At 63.5% G+C, this 16802-nt stretch carries 12 protein-coding genes; 4 read left to right on the plus strand and 8 right to left on the minus strand.

Annotated features, from left to right (window positions below):
- Nucleotides 1–35: 35 nt before the first annotated feature.
- On the minus strand, nucleotides 36–1829 hold the full coding sequence (msbA, locus tag ACTJLB_RS10765) for a lipid A export permease/ATP-binding protein MsbA (RefSeq protein WP_020065342.1): 1794 nt from the start codon (nucleotides 1827–1829) through the stop codon (nucleotides 36–38).
- Nucleotides 1830–2078: 249 nt separating this feature from the next.
- Between msbA and ACTJLB_RS10770 the strand changes: the two genes are divergently transcribed.
- Entirely contained in the window at nucleotides 2079–2843 is a 765-nt protein-coding gene (locus tag ACTJLB_RS10770) for a glycosyltransferase family 2 protein (RefSeq protein WP_440783241.1), read from the plus strand.
- Between the two features lie 52 nt (nucleotides 2844–2895).
- On the opposite strand, the gene dnaE is transcribed toward ACTJLB_RS10770, so the two are convergent.
- Nucleotides 2896–6486, minus strand: coding sequence for a DNA polymerase III subunit alpha (dnaE, locus tag ACTJLB_RS10775; RefSeq protein ID WP_440783242.1), 3591 nt, complete (start codon nucleotides 6484–6486; stop codon nucleotides 2896–2898).
- Between the two features lie 361 nt (nucleotides 6487–6847).
- Here dnaE and ACTJLB_RS10780 point away from each other — a divergent pair, with 361 nt between their 5' ends.
- Together ACTJLB_RS10780 and gluQRS are read left to right on the plus strand one after the other, a co-directional pair.
- Nucleotides 6848–7711 carry a sulfurtransferase gene (locus tag ACTJLB_RS10780; RefSeq protein WP_408418942.1) on the plus strand — a complete coding sequence of 288 codons (864 nt, stop codon included), beginning with the start codon at nucleotides 6848–6850 and terminating at the stop codon, nucleotides 7709–7711.
- Nucleotides 7712–7731: 20 nt separating this feature from the next.
- On the plus strand, nucleotides 7732–8628 hold the full coding sequence (gluQRS, locus tag ACTJLB_RS10785; protein WP_440783339.1) for a tRNA glutamyl-Q(34) synthetase GluQRS: 897 nt from the start codon (nucleotides 7732–7734) through the stop codon (nucleotides 8626–8628).
- Nucleotides 8629–8762: 134 nt separating this feature from the next.
- On the opposite strand, the gene ACTJLB_RS10790 is transcribed toward gluQRS, so the two are convergent.
- The 6 genes from ACTJLB_RS10790 to purT all read right to left on the minus strand — a co-directional run bounded on the left by ACTJLB_RS10790 (nucleotide 8763) and on the right by purT (nucleotide 15914).
- Complete coding sequence (locus ACTJLB_RS10790; protein WP_087751231.1) at nucleotides 8763–10223, minus strand: DEAD/DEAH box helicase; 1461 nt, start codon at nucleotides 10221–10223, stop codon at nucleotides 8763–8765.
- 349 nt (nucleotides 10224–10572) lie between these two features.
- Nucleotides 10573–12009 (minus strand): aldehyde dehydrogenase family protein, encoded by a 1437-nt coding sequence (locus ACTJLB_RS10795; protein ID WP_408418944.1) that lies wholly within the window; start codon nucleotides 12007–12009, stop codon nucleotides 10573–10575.
- 60 nt (nucleotides 12010–12069) lie between these two features.
- Complete coding sequence (locus ACTJLB_RS10800) at nucleotides 12070–13722, minus strand: acetolactate synthase large subunit (RefSeq protein ID WP_088174865.1); 1653 nt, start codon at nucleotides 13720–13722, stop codon at nucleotides 12070–12072.
- A 270-nt stretch (nucleotides 13723–13992) separates the two neighbouring features.
- Entirely contained in the window at nucleotides 13993–14349 is a 357-nt protein-coding gene (locus ACTJLB_RS10805; protein WP_408189100.1) for an MliC family protein, read from the minus strand.
- A 22-nt stretch (nucleotides 14350–14371) separates the two neighbouring features.
- On the minus strand, nucleotides 14372–14599 hold the full coding sequence (locus ACTJLB_RS10810) for a DUF6726 family protein (RefSeq protein WP_087751282.1): 228 nt from the start codon (nucleotides 14597–14599) through the stop codon (nucleotides 14372–14374).
- A 91-nt stretch (nucleotides 14600–14690) separates the two neighbouring features.
- A complete protein-coding gene (gene purT, locus ACTJLB_RS10815; RefSeq protein WP_408189098.1) occupies nucleotides 14691–15914 on the minus strand; it encodes a formate-dependent phosphoribosylglycinamide formyltransferase in 1224 nt (407 codons plus the stop codon).
- A 239-nt stretch (nucleotides 15915–16153) separates the two neighbouring features.
- Between purT and ACTJLB_RS10820 the strand changes: the two genes are divergently transcribed.
- Nucleotides 16154–16693: an META domain-containing protein gene (locus ACTJLB_RS10820; RefSeq protein ID WP_440783243.1), complete on the plus strand. Its 540-nt coding sequence runs from the start codon at nucleotides 16154–16156 to the stop codon at nucleotides 16691–16693.
- Nucleotides 16694–16802: the final 109 nt, after the last annotated feature.

Below are 16802 nucleotides of genomic sequence, written 5' to 3' on the forward strand. Positions count from 1 at the left end.
GGAGACAAGACCGCCGGAGGCTGACGTCGTGCGCGTTACGCCGCACTCTGCTGAAACTGGATGCGATGCAGATGTGCATACAGTCCATTTTGCGCGAGCAACTCGCGATGGCTGCCGCTTTCGGCGATTCGCCCCGCCTCCATCACGAGAATCCGGTTAGCGCGCTCGATGGTCGATAGACGGTGCGCAATGACGAGCGTCGTGCGGCCCTTCATGAGCGTTTCGAGCGCGGCCTGCACGTGGCGCTCGGACTCGGAATCCAGCGCTGAAGTTGCTTCGTCGAGAATCAGGATGGGCGCGTCCTTGTAGATGGCACGCGCGATTGCGAGACGTTGCCGCTGGCCGCCGGAGAGCATCATGCCGTTGTCGCCCACGAGCGTGTCTATGCCGTTGGGCATAGCCTCGACCGTGTCCCACAAATTGGCCGCCCGGAGCGCCGCGTTGACCTTGTCCCGATCTGCGGTCTGGCCGTAGGCGACGTTGTTGGCCACGGTGTCGTTGAAGAGCACGACGTCCTGGCTAACCATGGCGATCTGGCTGCGCAGCGCGTGAAGGTCGTAGTCGCCAATCGGAACTCCGTCGACCAGAATCTCGCCGCCGGTCGGATCGAAAAAGCGCGGCAGCAAATTCACCAAGGTAGTCTTGCCGCTGCCCGACGGGCCCGCGAGCGCCACCATCTCGCCTGGCGCAACCTTGAACGACACATGGTCGAGCGTGTGACGGTTATGCGTGGCGTTGGTGCTGTACATAAACGAGACGTTGCGGAACTCAACTTCGCCGCGCGCGCGTTCGAGCGGCTTGCCGCCGCCCGCAGGCTCCGCAGGCTCGTCGATCAGACCGAAGATCAGTTCGGCCGCCGTCATGCCGCGCTGCAGCGGCTGGTTCACGTCCATAAGATGCTTGAGCGGCGAGATGATCAGCAGCATTGACGTGACGAATGCGACAAAGCCGCCGACCGTGGTCTGATCCGACGACGACTGCACCACCGCGATCGTAATCACGACGGCGAGCGCGATAGACGCGAGGAACTGTGTCAGCGGTTGAGCAAGGCCGCCCGACACGGTCATGCGCATTGCATAGCCACGCAGGCGCTTGCTCATGGACGTAAAGCGGTCCATTTCGTACTTTTCGCCGTTATGAACCTTGACGACCTTGTAGCCGCCCACGGTCTCCTCGACGATATAAGACAGCTCGTTCGTGAGCAGTTGATGCTCGCGGTTCAGACGCCGCAGCCGGCGGTTGATCTTGCCGACCAGCCAGCCGATGCCCGGCAGCAGCACCGCCACGATCAGCGTCAGACGCCAGTTCAGATAGAACAGATAGCCGAGCAGGAAGATCACAGTGAGCGAGTCGCGTACCAGCGTCACCATCACGCCCAACAGCACGTTGAGAATCTGGTTGACCTCGAAGACGATTGCGTTGATCACCGTGCTCGCGGTTTCGCGCTGAAAAAACGCGACGCTCGTGTGAATCATGCGGTCGAACATTCTCAGGCGCAGTTCGAGCAGGATCTTGTTGGACACGTACGCGAGCAGGTAGCCCGACGCATATTGCGATACACCGCGGATCAGCGCGAGGCCGATCACAGCGGCCGGCACGAACCATTTCGCGTTGTCGCTCGCATGCGCGCCAAAGCCTTTGTCGAGCAGCGGCTTGAGCAACGCGGGGATAGCCGCGTCGGTGCCGGCGCTCACCGCCATTGCGACGATCGCCCCGACGATCACCCACAGGAGCGGCTTGATGAACGGCCACAGGCGGCGGAAAACGACGGCAGGGGACGACGCCTCACCTTCACCGATGGGTTTGCTTAACGTTGGCTTCGCGCTCAAGGAATCCTCTGGGAATGCGGTACGAGATTCGCGCCGGCAACGGGCAGCCCGCCGCGCGAAGATCGAAAAGAAGCATTGTAAACGGTTGGAGTTGACGGTCGGCTGACGTTTTGGCGCGACGATCCCGGTTAGCGAAGGATCGAACAGGCTGTGTATACTTCCGCGACCCGTTGCGCTCCATCGCGCGCTTTTGCGCGATCCGTCCGGTCATTCCGCCTCCAGTCCATTTCGCGATCAGGCAATTCAGGTATGCAAGCAACCACCCTCGGCGTCGCCATCATTACTAGAAACGCGGCGGCGCGGCTGGCCGAATGTCTGCAGTCCGTGGCCTTTGCCGACCAGATCGTCGTGATCGACGGCGGCAGCACCGACGGCACAGCTGAAATCGCGCGGGCACACGGCGCGCAGGTGATCGAACAAACGGACTGGCCAGGGTTCGGCCCGCAAAAGAACCGCGCGGTGGACGCGCTCACCACCACATGGATTTTCTCGCTCGACGCCGACGAAATCGTTTCGCCGGAACTCGCGGCCGCTATCCGTGCAGCGCTCGCAGCACCCGCCGCGGACGTTTATGCAGTGGACCGACTGTCGAGTTTTTGCGGGCACTGGATTCACCACAGCGGCTGGTATCCGGACTGGATTCCGCGTCTCTTCAAACGCGGCACCGCGCGTTTTTCCGACGATCTGGTTCACGAACGACTGGTGTTCGATACACCGGCGCAACGCCTCGCCGGCAAGCTGATGCACTACTCGTACGAAAACTTCGAGGGCGTATTACGCAAGCTCGACGCCTATTCGACCGCCGGCGCGCTGCAGCGTCACGCCGCGGGTCAACGCGGCAGCTTCGGCAAGGCGCTTGGCCGCGGCGCCTGGGCGTTCGTGCGAACCTACCTGCTTCGGCGCGGTTTTCTGGACGGCCGCGCCGGCTTCATGATCGCCGTGTTCAACGCGGAGACGGTGTACTACCGCTTCCTCAAACTCGCGAGGCTTGGAGAAGAGCGGCGCTCGCAGTAGCGCCCGCAGGGCGTACGCGGCGGCGCCTGCATCGGCGCCAGCGGCGCTCGCATCAATACACGATTTCGATCGCGCTGCCGGCGAACTGGCCGCGCAGGTCGGCAAGCAGTTCGTCGGTTGGCTTCACGCGCCAGGCGTCGCCAAGACGCATTTCGCCCTCTGCGTTCTCGCTGCGGTACACCACCTGAACGGCGAGGCCGTTCGGGATCTGGACGGGCTGACGTTGCCGCCCATTGTCGCCGCCATAGCCGCCACCAAATCCGCCGCCGCCGTTTCGCCCACCGCCATTGCCGCCGCGCGATGAAGCCGCCGGCGCCGGCACTGCCTGCGGCTCATCTTTACCCGCGCTATGTGCTTCGAGCACGCGCCGCAACGCCAATGCGTCAGCGTTGCCGTTCATCTGCACTTTCACGGCCTCGGCATAGCGGCAACGCGCGCGGCCCAGATCCATGACCGTGTCGACCGTGAAGCGGATACCGCCCGTGAACGCGTCGTTGCGTGCCTGGCCCTGCACGACCAGCAACTCGTCTTCCTTGAACAGTTGCTTGTTCGCTTCGAAGGTCTCGTTGAAGACCGTCACTTCGCATTGACCGGTGCCGTCGTCGAGTAGCGCAATCAGCATCTTGCCGCGCTGGGTCATCTGCGTGCGAAGCGACGCGATGATGCCGGCAACCAGCTTGTCGCGCCCCTCCTTCAGCTCGCCGATTTTCTGGCGCACGAAGCGACGCACTTCTGTCTTGTACGCATCGAACAGATGGCCCGACAGGTAGAAGCCGAGCGCGGCCTTCTCTTCCTGCAACTTCTTCTTTTCGGGCCACTCCGGTTCGTCCACCAGTTCGTGGCCTTGCGACGGCGCGTCGCCCATGTCGAACAGTCCCGCTTGCAGCGCATTCGCGCTCGCCTGCTCGGCGGCTTCCATGGCGAGCGAAACCGACGCGATCAGCTGCGCGCGATTCTGATGCAAGGTGTCGAACGCGCCTGCGCGAATCAGCGCTTCAACCGTACGGCGATTCACGACGCGGCGGTCGATCCGGTTGCAGAAATCGAAGATGTCGATAAACGGACCGTCTTCGCGCGCGCGCAGGATTTCCTCGATCGCATTCTGGCCGCTGCCCTTGATCGCGCCGAGACCATAGCGGATGGTCTTTGAGCGCTTGCCGTCGGCTTCCGCGACCGGCTCGAAACGATACGCCGACAGATTGATGTCCGGCGGCAGCACCACCATCTTGTTGGCGAGACAGTCTTCGAACAGGATCTTGACCTTGTCCGTGTCGTCCATGGCGAGCGACATATTCGCCGCCATGAATTCCGCCGGATGGTGCGCCTTCAGCCACGCGGTGTAATACGCGAGGAGCGCATACGCGGCCGCGTGCGACTTGTTGAAGCCGTAACCCGCGAACTTCTCCATCAAGTCGAAGATTTCGTCGGCCTTCTCGCCGGTCAGCCCGTTCTTCGCGGCGCCCTGGCGGAACAGCTCGCGATGCTGGGCCATTTCCTCGGCCTTCTTCTTACCCATCGCGCGACGCAGCAAGTCGGCGCCGCCCAGCGAGTAGCCGCCGATGATCTGCGCCATCTGCATCACCTGCTCCTGGTAGACCATGATGCCGTAGGTCTCTTTCAGAACAGGTTCGACGCGCGGGTCAGGATACTCGACCACTTCGCGGCCATGCTTACGCGCGCAGAAGCTTGGGATCAGGTCCATCGGGCCAGGACGGTACAACGCGACGAGCGCGATGATGTCCTCGAAGCGGTCCGGCTGCGCGTCTTTCAGCATGCCCTGCATGCCGCGGCTTTCCAGCTGGAACACGGCGACCGTATTCGCTTTCTTCAGGATCGAGAACGACGCCGGGTCGTCGAGCGGCACTTGCCCGAGCGACCAGTCTTTCTTCGACGGATCGAGGCGGCGGATATAACGCTCGGCCCAATCCAGAATGGTCAGTGTGGTGAGACCCAGAAAGTCGAACTTCACGAGGCCGACCGCTTCGACGTCGTCCTTGTCGTACTGGCTCACGACGCCGCTTTCGTCGCCCTGCGTGTAGAGCGGGCAGAAATCGGTCAGCTTGCCCGGCGCGATCAGCACGCCGCCCGCGTGCATGCCGACGTTGCGCGTGAGGCCTTCCACGCGTTGCGCGAGTTCGAGCAGCTGATGCACTTCGTCTTCGTTGTCGAAGCGCTCCTGCAGAAGCGGCTCTTCCTTCATCGCGTCGGCGATCGTGACGTGTTTGCCCGGCTTGAACGGAATAAGCTTCGCGATGCCGTCTGTGAACATGTAGCCGAGATCGAGCACGCGGCCGATGTCGCGCACCGCCGCCTTCGCGGCCATCGTGCCGAACGTCGCGATCTGCGACACGGCGTCTGCGCCGTATTTCTCCTTCACGTACTGGATCACGCGGTCGCGGCCGTGCTGGCAGAAGTCGATGTCGAAGTCGGGCATCGACACGCGTTCCGGATTCAGGAAACGCTCGAACAGCAGGTTATAGCGCAGCGGATCGAGGTCGGTCACGCCAAGCGCATAGGCGACGAGCGAGCCCGCGCCCGAACCGCGGCCGGGGCCCACGGGCACGCCGTTGTTCTTCGCCCAGTTGATGAAGTCCGCGACGATCAGGAAGTAGCCCGGAAAGCCCATCTTGATGATCGTGCCGCACTCGAACTCGAGCCGCTGATAATACGTGTCGCGCTGCGCGGCGCGCTCCGCTTCGTCCGGGTACAACTGCTCGAGACGCTTTTCCAACCCTTCTTTCGACAGATGCACGAGGTAGTCGTCGAGCGACATGCCGTCGGGTGTCGGAAAGAGCGGCAGTTTCGGCTTGCCCAGTTCGAGCGTGAGATTGCAGCGCTTGGCGATTTCCACCGTATTGGCAAGCGCCGACGGAATATCCGCGAAGAGCGCGGCCATTTCCTCTTGCGTGCGGAAATACTGCTCGGGCGTGAAGCGCTTCTGGCGCCGCGGATTGGCGAGAATGTCGCCTTCCGAAATGCACACGCGCGCTTCGTGCGCGGTGAAGTCGTCGGGCGTCATGAACTGCATGGGATGCGTGGCGACTACCGGCAGCTTCAACGAAGCTGCGAGCGCGACCGCCTGCTGGACATACTGCTCGCCGCCCGGCTGACCGCAACGCTGCAACTCGATGTAGAAGCCGCCCGGGAAGACCTTTGCCCAATGCAGCGCGTTGCGCTTTGCCGCTTCCTGATTGCCCGCGGCAAGCGCGAGCCCGATGTCGCCCTGCTGCGCCCCCGACAATGCGAGCAAGCCCTCGCCCAAACCGGATTCCAGCCAGCCAGCCTCGACTTCCGCGCGACCACGATACTGGTTCGTGAGGGAAGCCTTGCTCAGCAACTCGCACAGGTTCAGGTAGCCGCGACGGTCTTTCACCAGCAGCAGCAGGCGCGAAGGCTTGTCGCGGTCGTCCGGATTGGTGATCCAGACGTCGCAGCCGGCAATGGGTTTGACCCCTTTGCCGCGCGCTTCCTTATAGAAACGGACGAGGCCGAACGCGTTGCCGAGATCGGTGAGGGCGAGCGCGCCCTGACCGTCCTGGGCAGCCGCCTTGACGACGTCGTCAAGACGCACGATGCCGTCGGCAATCGAGAATTCGGAGTGGACGCGGAGATGAACGAAGCGGGGATCTGACATGGGCGACATTGTAACTCCACCCTCCCGGAGATTTCAGCGCAAAACCCCGCGTTAGCCATCCGGCGTAGGACGCTGACTTCACAGCGCCGCGCCTTGGCGCTTTCGGGACTTTTGTGAGGTCTTCCCCGGCCTTGTACGGACCGATGCCCGCGAGTTTGCAGGCCATTTGCGCTAACGCAACTGACTGGCCATTCGGCCGAGTCGGGGAAAGCGCCGGCTTGAGGGATAATACGGGTTTTGCCGCGTTCGACGTGGCCGCGGCACCGGGCACTGGGCTCCACGCTTCGGGTTCTCCCCGCACGCGACCATCCGGCTGCAGCCCGCCGCGCCCGTCACGCACAACGCCGCCACTTATTACCGCTGGACATTCATGAGTATCGTCAATCTCGCCGCGTACCATTTCGCGACCATCGAAGACACCGCCGCATGGCGCCCGCACGTTACGGAGCGCTGCAACGCGCTCGGCCTGCGCGGCACCATTCTGCTGGCGCCGGAAGGCATCAATCTGTTCGTCGCGGGCACGCGCGAGGACACCGACGCGTTCGTCCACTACATCCGTCACGATCCGCTCTTCGAGGGCAAGTTCGCGAGCCTGCAATTCAAGGAAAGCCTGTCGGAGAAGCAGCCGTTCACGCGCATGCTGGTGAAGCTCAAGCGCGAAATCATCACAATGAAAAAGCCGGCCATTCGGCCGGAATTGGGCCGCGCGCCGTTCGTCGACGCACCCACGCTCAAAGCCTGGCTCGACCGCGGCTACGACGACGCGGGCCGCCCGGTCGTCATGCTCGACACGCGCAACGCGTTCGAAGTAGACGTCGGCACGTTCGACAACGCCCTCGATTACCGCATCACGAAATTCAGCGAGTTTCCGGAAGTCATCGAGCAGAACCGTGCCGACCTGGAGGGCAAGACCGTCGTGTCGTTCTGCACGGGCGGGATTCGCTGCGAGAAGGCCGCGATTCACATGAAGGAAGTGGGTATCGAGCACGTGTATCAGCTCGAAGGCGGCATCCTCAAGTATTTCGAGGAAGTGGGCGGCGCGCATTATCACGGCGACTGCTTCGTGTTCGACTACCGCACTGCGCTCAATCCGCAACTCGAGCCCACCGCGACCGCGCAATGCTTCGGCTGCCGCGCGGTGGTCACGCCCGAAGCGCAGAAGTCGCCGATGTACGTGCCTGGCAAGACGTGTCCGGCATGTCATCCGGACAGCAAGGCGGCTCGCGCTGCCTGAACGGCGGTGCTTGCCGACTCATGAACTATCGCGGACGCTTCGCGCCCTCGCCCACCGGCCCGCTGCATTTCGGCTCGCTGGTGAGTGCGCTCGCAAGCTGGCTCGACGCCCGGGCGCATCACGGCGCATGGCTGGTTCGCATTGAAGATATCGACGGACCGCGCACCGTGCCGGGCGCCGCGCAAGACATCCTCGCCACGCTCGAACGCTTCGGCATGTACGCCGACGAGCCACCCGTCTGGCAAAGCACGCGCATCGCGCGTTATCAGCAGGCCTTCGAACAGTTGAAGGCGGCGGGCCTCGTCTATCCGTGCGGCTGCACGCGCAAGGAAATCGCCGACTCGCTGCTGCACGCACATACGCGTAACACCACGCTCGCCTATCCGGGCACGTGTCGCAACGGACTGCACGGCAAGCCGGCGCGCGCGTGGCGCCTGCGCGTGCCGGACGACGACGCGGCCGTGATCGCCTTCGAAGATCGCTGGCAGGGCAAGCAGACGCAGAATCTCGCCACCGACGTCGGCGATTTCGTGCTGAGACGCGCGGACGACCAGTGGGCGTATCAACTGGCGGTAGTAGTCGACGACGCCGACGCGGGCATCACGCACATTGTGCGGGGCGCAGATCTGATGGATTCAACGGCAAGGCAGATTTACTTGCAGCGATGCCTCGGCGTGCCAACGCCACGGTACTTGCACGTGCCTGTGGTCACAAACCAGTATGGTGAAAAGCTCAGCAAACAGAATGGAGCGAGCGCGCTCGACTGCGATAAGCCGCTCGAAGCGCTGAACGCGGCCGCGCGGCATCTGGGATTGAATCTGGATGGCGACGCAAGCGTCAAAGCCCGCACGACGCTGGACGATTTCTACACCGCGGCGACCGCGGCGTGGTCAAAGCGCATGTGCTCGGCCATATGACCTGGCGCTGCGCTGCATGCAAGCCATGAAGCCCAAGGCCGCCATTCGCATGAGCGCTGAAAAGCTACTTCCGCCGGTCTAAATCAAGCGCCCGGCGCAACAGCGCCAACCCTGAAACTGTCGGCCGCCCTCTTTTACGATGACTTGCGCGGCATGCCAAAGCCGCCCAGCAATGCCGCAAGCGGCTGCTTCGAAGACGACTTCTGCGGCGCCGACCCGGCAGCCTCGGCCTCTTCGCCTTTGCGAACCGAAGCAGGCGACGGTTCATAAGGCTTCAGGAAAAAGTCGTCCACAGGCTGCGCGCGATGATGATGCGGCCGGTCGAACGAACCCGACGGCGCGCCCGAGCGGCGGCGACCGCCCCGCTCGTCACGGCCCTCGCTGCGCTCACGCCGCGGTGCGCGCTCTTCGTGATGATGACGCACGGGCGCCTCGACGGTCAGACGCAGAACCTCCAGCGGACGCTTGATCAGTTTCTCGATATCCGCCAGCTGCTTGCGCTCGTTCGGGCTGCACAGCGACAAAGCGTCGCCGGAAGCGCCCGCACGGCCCGTACGGCCAATGCGGTGCACATAATCTTCGGCGTTGAACGGCAAATCGAAGTTGATGACAGCCGGCAGTTCGGCGATGTCCAGACCGCGGGCGGCGACGTCGGTGGCGACCAGCGCCTCGATCTCGCCTCGCTTGAATGCATCGAGCGCCTGCATCCGCTCGTTTTGCGAGCGATCGCCGTGAATCGCGGTCGCGACCACGCCGTCACGCTCCAGACTGCGCGCAAGTCGGCTCGCGCCGATCTTGCTGTTGCAGAACACGATCACCTGCTTCAGGCCGCGCTCGCGGATCAGCTGAACCACCGCGCCGGTTTTGTCGCCTTCGGCCACTTCATAGACGATCTGCGTGACATTGGTCGCGGTCGAGTTGCTGCGCGCCACTTCGATAGTCTGCGGATTGCGCAGGTACGTGGCGGCCAGCTTCTTGATTTCGCCCGAGAACGTGGCCGAAAACAGCAGCGTCTGACGCTCTTTCGGCAGCAGATTCAGAATTCGCTGCAAGTCCGGCAGGAAGCCCATGTCGAGCATCCGGTCGGCTTCGTCGAGCACGAGGATTTGTACCTGCCCGAGGTTGGCGGTTTTCTGTTGCACGTGATCGAGCAGGCGGCCCGGCGTGGCGATCAGAATTTCGACGCCGCGGCGCAACTGCTCCGACTGCGGGTTCATGTCCACGCCGCCGAAAACGACGGCGCTGCGCAGCGCCGTGTGCTTCGCATACGACTGAACGTTCGCCGCAACCTGATCGGCCAGCTCGCGGGTCGGCGTGAGAATCAGCGCACGCACCGGATGGCGGGCGGGCGAAGCGCTCGTGCTGGCCTGCGGCAACAGGCGCTGGATGATCGGCAGCGAGAAGCTGGCGGTCTTGCCGGTGCCGGTTTGCGCGGCGCCCATGACGTCGCGGCCTGCCAGCACGACAGGAATCGCCTGCTCCTGAATCGGCGTGGGCGTGGTGTAGCCCGATTCTTTGACCGCTTTCAGGATGTCGGGTGCGAGACCGAATTGATCGAAGGTCGCAGTGCTGGGGGTGACGGCTGTGTCGGACATGGTGGCTTTCGCTAAAAATGCGCTTGGCGCGTGCGCGCGGCAGCGGTCGGAACCGCAGAAGGCATCAGGATGAAGGCGGAGCCACGGCGTTCCGCACAGGACCCGTCGTTGCGGGAAAGGATGCGGCCGGCTCCGGCCGGCGGAAACACCCGCCGGAAAGGCCGGTATTGTAGCACTTCAGCAAAAACACTCATGGCGCAGGCGCCGGCTTTCTGCTTATGCGGCAAAAGCCCGGCGGCGCGTGCCGGCGCGCGCCGCCGTGCGCCTCGCTCGGCGAGCGTAGTGCGTTCAAACGACAGTCGCATGACAGAGGGAAAAGCGGTTTTGCGCCCGCACCGACTCCCGCACCTCACCAGGTCTCGCGCATCACCATCAGACGCAGTTCTGTCATGTCTTCGATGGCATAGCGCACGCCCTCGCGCCCGAGCCCCGAGTCCTTCACGCCGCCGTACGGCATGTTATCGACGCGAAACGACGGCACGTCGTTGATCACCACGCCGCCCACTTCGAGTTCGTCCCACGCGCGATGCGCATGCGCGAGCGAATCGGTAAACACGCCCGCCTGGAGGCCGAAGTCGCTGTCGTTGACGGTTGCGAGGGCAGCGCCGAAATCGTCGAAACGCTCCAGAATGACGACGGGCCCGAACGCTTCCTTGCGATACAGGTCGGTGTCGCGCTTAACGCCTTCGAGCAGGGTGGCCTCGAACATTGCGCCGTCTACCTTGCCGCCCGCGACGATCGTCGCGCCCGCCTGCACCGCGCTTTCCATCCAGCCGGCGAGCCGCTTCGACTCCGATTCGGAAATCATCGGCCCGACGAAAGTCTTTTCGTCCTTCGGGTCGCCCATCACGAGCGACCTGGTTTTGGCGATCAACTTCTCGCGCAGCGCATCGTAGATGCTTGCGTGCACGAGAATCCGCTGCACGCCGATACAGCTTTGCCCCGACTGATAGAACGCGCCGAACGCGAGCCGGTCGACGACATAGTCGAGCTTGCCGCCCTGATCGCCGTCGACAATCGCTGCCGCGTTGCCGCCCAGCTCCAGAATCACCTTCTTCTTGCCCGCCTTTTTCTTCAGTTCCCAGCCCACCGCCGGCGAGCCCGTGAACGACAGCAGCTTGAAGCGTTCGTCGGTCGTGAAGAGATCGGCGCCGTCCCGGTGCGCGGGAAGAATCGAAAAGGCGCCCTTCGGCAAGTCGGTTTCGGCGAGAATCTCACCCATGATCAGCGCGCCGACCGGGGTGCGGCTCGCCGGCTTCAGCACGAACGGCACGCCTGCGGCAATCGCCGGCGCGACCTTATGCGCGGTCAGGTTCAGCGGAAAATTGAACGGCGAGATAAACGAACACGGACCGATGGGCACACGCTTCACATAGCCGTGGTAACCGTTGGCACGCGGTGAAATCTGCAGATTGACGATCTCGCCGTCGATCCGCACGGCTTCCTCGGCGGCTACCTTGAACGTGTCGATCAGGCGAGTGACTTCGCCCTTCGAGTCGTTGATCGGCTTGCCTGCCTCGATGCACAGTGCGAGCGCCAGTTCGTCGTAACGCTCACGAAAGCGCTTCACGCAATGCGCGAGCACCGCCTGGCGCTTGAACGGAGCAAACGCACGCATTGCGGGCATCGCTTCGACGGCGAAGCCGATTGCCTTGTCGATCGCGGCCGCGTCGGCCATTGCGACACGCGTTGCGACTTCGCCGCTGAATTTGTCGGTGACTTCGAGATCCGTGTTCGCCGCCACGGCTTCGTTCGCGAGGTAGTACGGGTAAGTCTTGTTCAGCATGACGCATTCTCCTTCCGGTAGGTCACAGCGACAGCGCGGCGCCGAAGCAGCCCGCACCGCTCACAGTTGCGCGGAAAGCCGCTTGATCTCGCGGTTCAGCACGCGCTCGTTATCCGAATAGTCGATGGGCACGTCGATCACATGCACGCCCGGCGTGGCAAAACATTCGCGCAGCAGCGGCGCGAATTCCGCCGCCGCTTCGACCCGGTGCCCCTTCGCTCCATAGCTCTGCGCGTACGCGACGAAGTCCGGATTCGCGAGCGTCATGCCGTAATCGGGGAAGTTCATGTTCTCCTGCTTCCAGCGGATCATGCCGAACGCGTCGTCGCGCAAAATCAGGATCACGAGATCGAGCTTCAGCCGCACCGCCGTTTCCAGCTCCTGCGAATTCATCATGAAGCCGCCGTCGCCGCACACGGCCATGACCTTGCGGTCCGGGTGCACGATCTTGGTGGCGATTGCGGACGGCAAGCCGGCGCCCATCGAAGCAAGCGCGTTGTCGAGCAGCAGCGAATTGGGTTCGTGCGCACGGTAGTAGCGCGCGAACCAGATCTTGTACATGCCGTTGTCCAGACACACGATGCCGTCGACGGGCGTGGTCTCGTACACGTCGTTGACGAGCCGCACCGGATACATCGGAAAGCGGTCGTCGTGCTGGCCTTTCACCAGATGCGCCTCGAAGTGCTCCTTGATCTCCTTGAAGCGCGTGAAGTCCCAGTGTTCCTGGCGCTCCTTCAGGCTCTCCTTTAGCTGCCACACCGCATTGGCGATGTCGCCGACCACTTCGATCTGCGGGAAATACACGGTATCGACTTCCGCGCCGAGGAAGTTGACGTGAATCACCGTTTTCTCGCCGGCCTCGCCGCTGCGCATGAAGAACGGCGGCTTCTCGATCACGTCGTGCCCGACATTGATGATGCAGTCGGCGTGATCGATCGCGCGGTGCACGAAGTCGCCGTCGGACAACGTGGCGTTGCCGAGCCACATAGGATGCGATTCGTCGATTACGCCCTTGCCCATCTGCGTGGTGAAGAACGGGATGCCGATCTGGTCGACGAACTCGCGCAGCATCTTCGTCGTGGTCTTGCGGTTGCCTCCCGCGCCGATCATCAGCAACGGATGCTTCGCTTTCATGATGGCTTCAACGGCTCGCGCGACCGCTTTTTCCTCGGCGACCGGACGCCGGCTGTAGCTCTTCGGAATCGGCTTGCCGTCGCCCTCTTCGTGCGCGACGTCTTCGGGCAACTCGAGATGCGTGGCGCCGGGGCGTTCTTCTTCGGCCTGCCTGACGGCCTCGCGCACCGCGGCCGGAATATTGGCGATGGACACGATCTGGCGCGTGTACTTGGTGAGCGGCTCCATCATCCGCACGACATCGACAATCTGAAAATGGCCCTGCTTGCTCGACTTGATCGGCTTCTGGCCCGTGACCATCAGCATTGGCATGCCGCCCAGCTGCGCGTAGGCCGCCGCCGTCACGAAGTTGGTCGCGCCCGGGCCGAGCGTTGCAAGACACACGCCGGTGCGGCCCGTCAGACGTCCGTAGGTCGCGGCCATGAAGCCCGCTGCCTGTTCATGACGCGTAAGGATCAAGCGGATTTTCGAGCGGCGCAGCGATTCGAGCAGATCGAGATTTTCTTCACCGGGGATGCCGAACACATACTCGACACCTTCGGCTTCCAGCGATTTGACGAACAGGTCGGATGCTTTCATGGAGGGTCTCGCTTGATGGTACGGACGCGGGCGCAAGGCCTGGCCGTGGGTGAGCGGAAACGGACGATCGGAGACTCAGGACGACCGCAGAGACAGCAACGGCGACAACAGTCACGACGACACGCGCAATGCCACGCCGGACAGCTTACTACTCGGGAAGAAATGATGCGCGCACGGAGACACTGCAGCGCGAGAAAACAAAAGGCCGACGGCTTCGGCCGGCCGCTCGATGATATCGAGGCGGGATTCCGGCACTGCCTCGGCCGGCCTTCAGCGATTGAGGGTGATGCAGTCGGACAGAACTGGCGGCGCGTCTTCGCCGGCCATGGCGTCGTAGAGATCGGCGCGCGGACCCTTGGTCCACCAGGTATAGCTGCCGGCCTGATATTTCACGCCGGACGCAGCAATCGTGTTGACGAACAGCAGTTGTTTGCCCTTCACGGGCACGAGCGCGAAGCTCTGGCCGTTGGCCGTATTCCAGTAGGTGACGTGCAGGATCCTGCCGGTCGCGCAGGTGTATTTACGCGTTTGACGATTTTTCGCCTGAACGTCGTCGAGATGCAAGGGCGCGGCGAACGCATAGCCACACATTGCCGCGAGGCTCACTGCAACCAGCCTTTTCTTCATTGAATGCCCCGCTCGTTGCTGATCAAGGGTCGATGACGTCGGCGCAGGCGTCGGTCGGCGCGGCGGCCACGTGCCCGACCACCGGCACGATCTTCAGACCGGCGGACGCAATTCGGCACGGTGCAGCGGCGAGCCCGCAGCCCGTCAACGCCGCGCAAAGCGCGAACAACACGCCAAGAGCGCCGAGACGAACGGCGTTGCCGTGCCGGGTTGAGCCGCGCGTCACTGTGCTGCCGGATTCCTGCGACATTCGTACCTCGACTTCGGTGAGACCATTCATTCGTGGGCTCGGACAATCAGGCTGCGATCGCGCCGGGCTGGCCGGCACGCTCGCGAGCGCGTCATTGCGCAGACTTTCCCGACACCGGACGCACCGCCGCCGCGGCCTCTTTCGCGCGCGAGCGTGCTTCGTCGATGTTGCCGCCGGTTGCCAGCGCCACGCCCATGCGGCGCTTGACGAAGCTCTCCGGCTTGCCGAAAAGGCGCAGGTCCGCATTCGGCACGGCGAGCGCCGCAGCAACGCCTTCGAAGGCGATGCCCGCTTCATCGAGCCCGCCGTAAATCACCGCCGACGCACCGGGCGCGCGCAACGACGTATCGACCGGCAAACCCAGAATTGCGCGCGCGTGCAATTCGAATTCCGAAAAGCGTTGCGAGCACAGCGTAACGAGACCCGTGTCGTGCGGACGCGGGCTGACTTCCGAGAACCATACGTCATCGCCGCGGACGAAAAGTTCCACGCCGAAGAGGCCACGTCCGCCGAGCGCGGCCGTCACCTTGTGCGCGACTTCACGCGAACGTTCGAGTGCGAGCGGGTTCATGGGCTGCGGCTGCCACGATTCGACATAGTCGCCCGCCACCTGCACATGACCGATCGGATCGCAGAAGTACGTGGCGACTTCACCAGTCGACGGATCGACGGCGCGCACGGTCAACTGCGTGATTTCGTAGTCGAAGTCGATAAAGCCTTCGACGATCACGCGGCCGTGATTCACTCGCCCGCCGGCCATTGCATACTGCCAGGCGGGCTCGACGTCGGCGTCGCTTTTCAGCACCGATTGCCCCTTGCCCGACGACGACATGACCGGCTTCACCACGCACGGATAACCGACCTTGGCGATGCCCGCCCGCAGTTCATCGAGCGAATCGGCGAACGCATACGGCGAGGTGGGCAAGCCGAGTTCTTCGGCGGCAAGACGGCGGATGCCTTCGCGGTTCATTGTGAGCTGCGTGGCGCGCGCGGTCGGAATCACCTCGGCAAGACCGTCGCTTTCGATAGCGGCAAGCGCGTCGGTTGCGATCGCCTCGATTTCGGGGACGATCAGATGCGGGCGTTCCTGCTCGACGAGCGCGCGCAGCGCGGCGCCGTCGGTCATGTCGATCACGTGCGTGCGGTGCGCGACCTGATGGCCCGGCGCGTTCGGATAACGGTCGACGGCAATGACCTCGACGCCCAGCCGCTGCAGCGAGATGATCACCTCCTTGCCGAGTTCACCGGCGCCGAGCAGCATGACGCGCGTGGCGGATTCAGAAAGCGGCGTGCCGATCCGTTGGCCGATCTGCATGGGGTCTCCAGATAAAAGTCGGATGAGGGTGGGATTGGGTAGAGCACGATGTTAACATGCGGGCCCCTCGCCGCGCCTTGCTCGCGGCGACCGCTCCGATCTGCGCGGTGCGCTCGAAGAGCTGCCGCGCGCTGACCTCGAATGCGGCGCAATAGGGGCGCTGCCGCAATCTGCGTGAGCGCTCGACGCACCGAGTGCGTTACCCTTACGCCTTTGCCAGTTTCAAGAGGAACGACGCCATGCATCCAAGCTTCTCCACGCGACGTCTTGCGGGCATTGCTCCATTTGCGCGCACGGTCCTCGCCGCGTTGAGCGTCGCGGCGCTGCTCGGCGCCTGCGCGATTCCGAAGCATCCGGATTCGGAAGCCCCCGCGCCCGACCCGTTCAACCCCGCCGCCACTCAATTACTCGACGACACGAGCTGGGTTCTCACCGGATGGAAGCAGCCGGACGGCACGGCCCGCACGATTCCGTTCGCGAATCTCGGCGCGCCGATCACACTCACGCTTTCGACCGCGAAGGGCCAGCGCCACGCGAGCGGCTTTTCCGGCTGCAATCGCTATATGGGCTCGTACTCGCTAAAAGACGGCAAGCTCAGTTTCGGCACGCTGGGCGGCACACGCATGGCTTGCGCGACGCCGGGCGGGCAGATTGAAGGCACCTACCTGAGCGCGCTGACGCACATCGAACGGACCGGCGTGCAGATGCGTGAGCCGCAGCAAATGCAGCTGGTGCTCGATAACGGCGATACGCTGGTGTTCGAGCGTAGCGTCAAGTAGCAGTAGCGCGGGCGGCGTGCGCATTATTCGGCGCGCCGCCCGGTTTGCACGAGGACGCAGGCATACTTGTGTCCGCCTTCGAAGCCCTCGGGCTTCGCCGGTTTAAACT

The sequence above is a fragment of the Paraburkholderia sp. 22098 genome (assembly GCF_052045935.1).
Classification (GTDB): Bacteria; Pseudomonadota; Gammaproteobacteria; order Burkholderiales; family Burkholderiaceae; genus Paraburkholderia; species Paraburkholderia caledonica.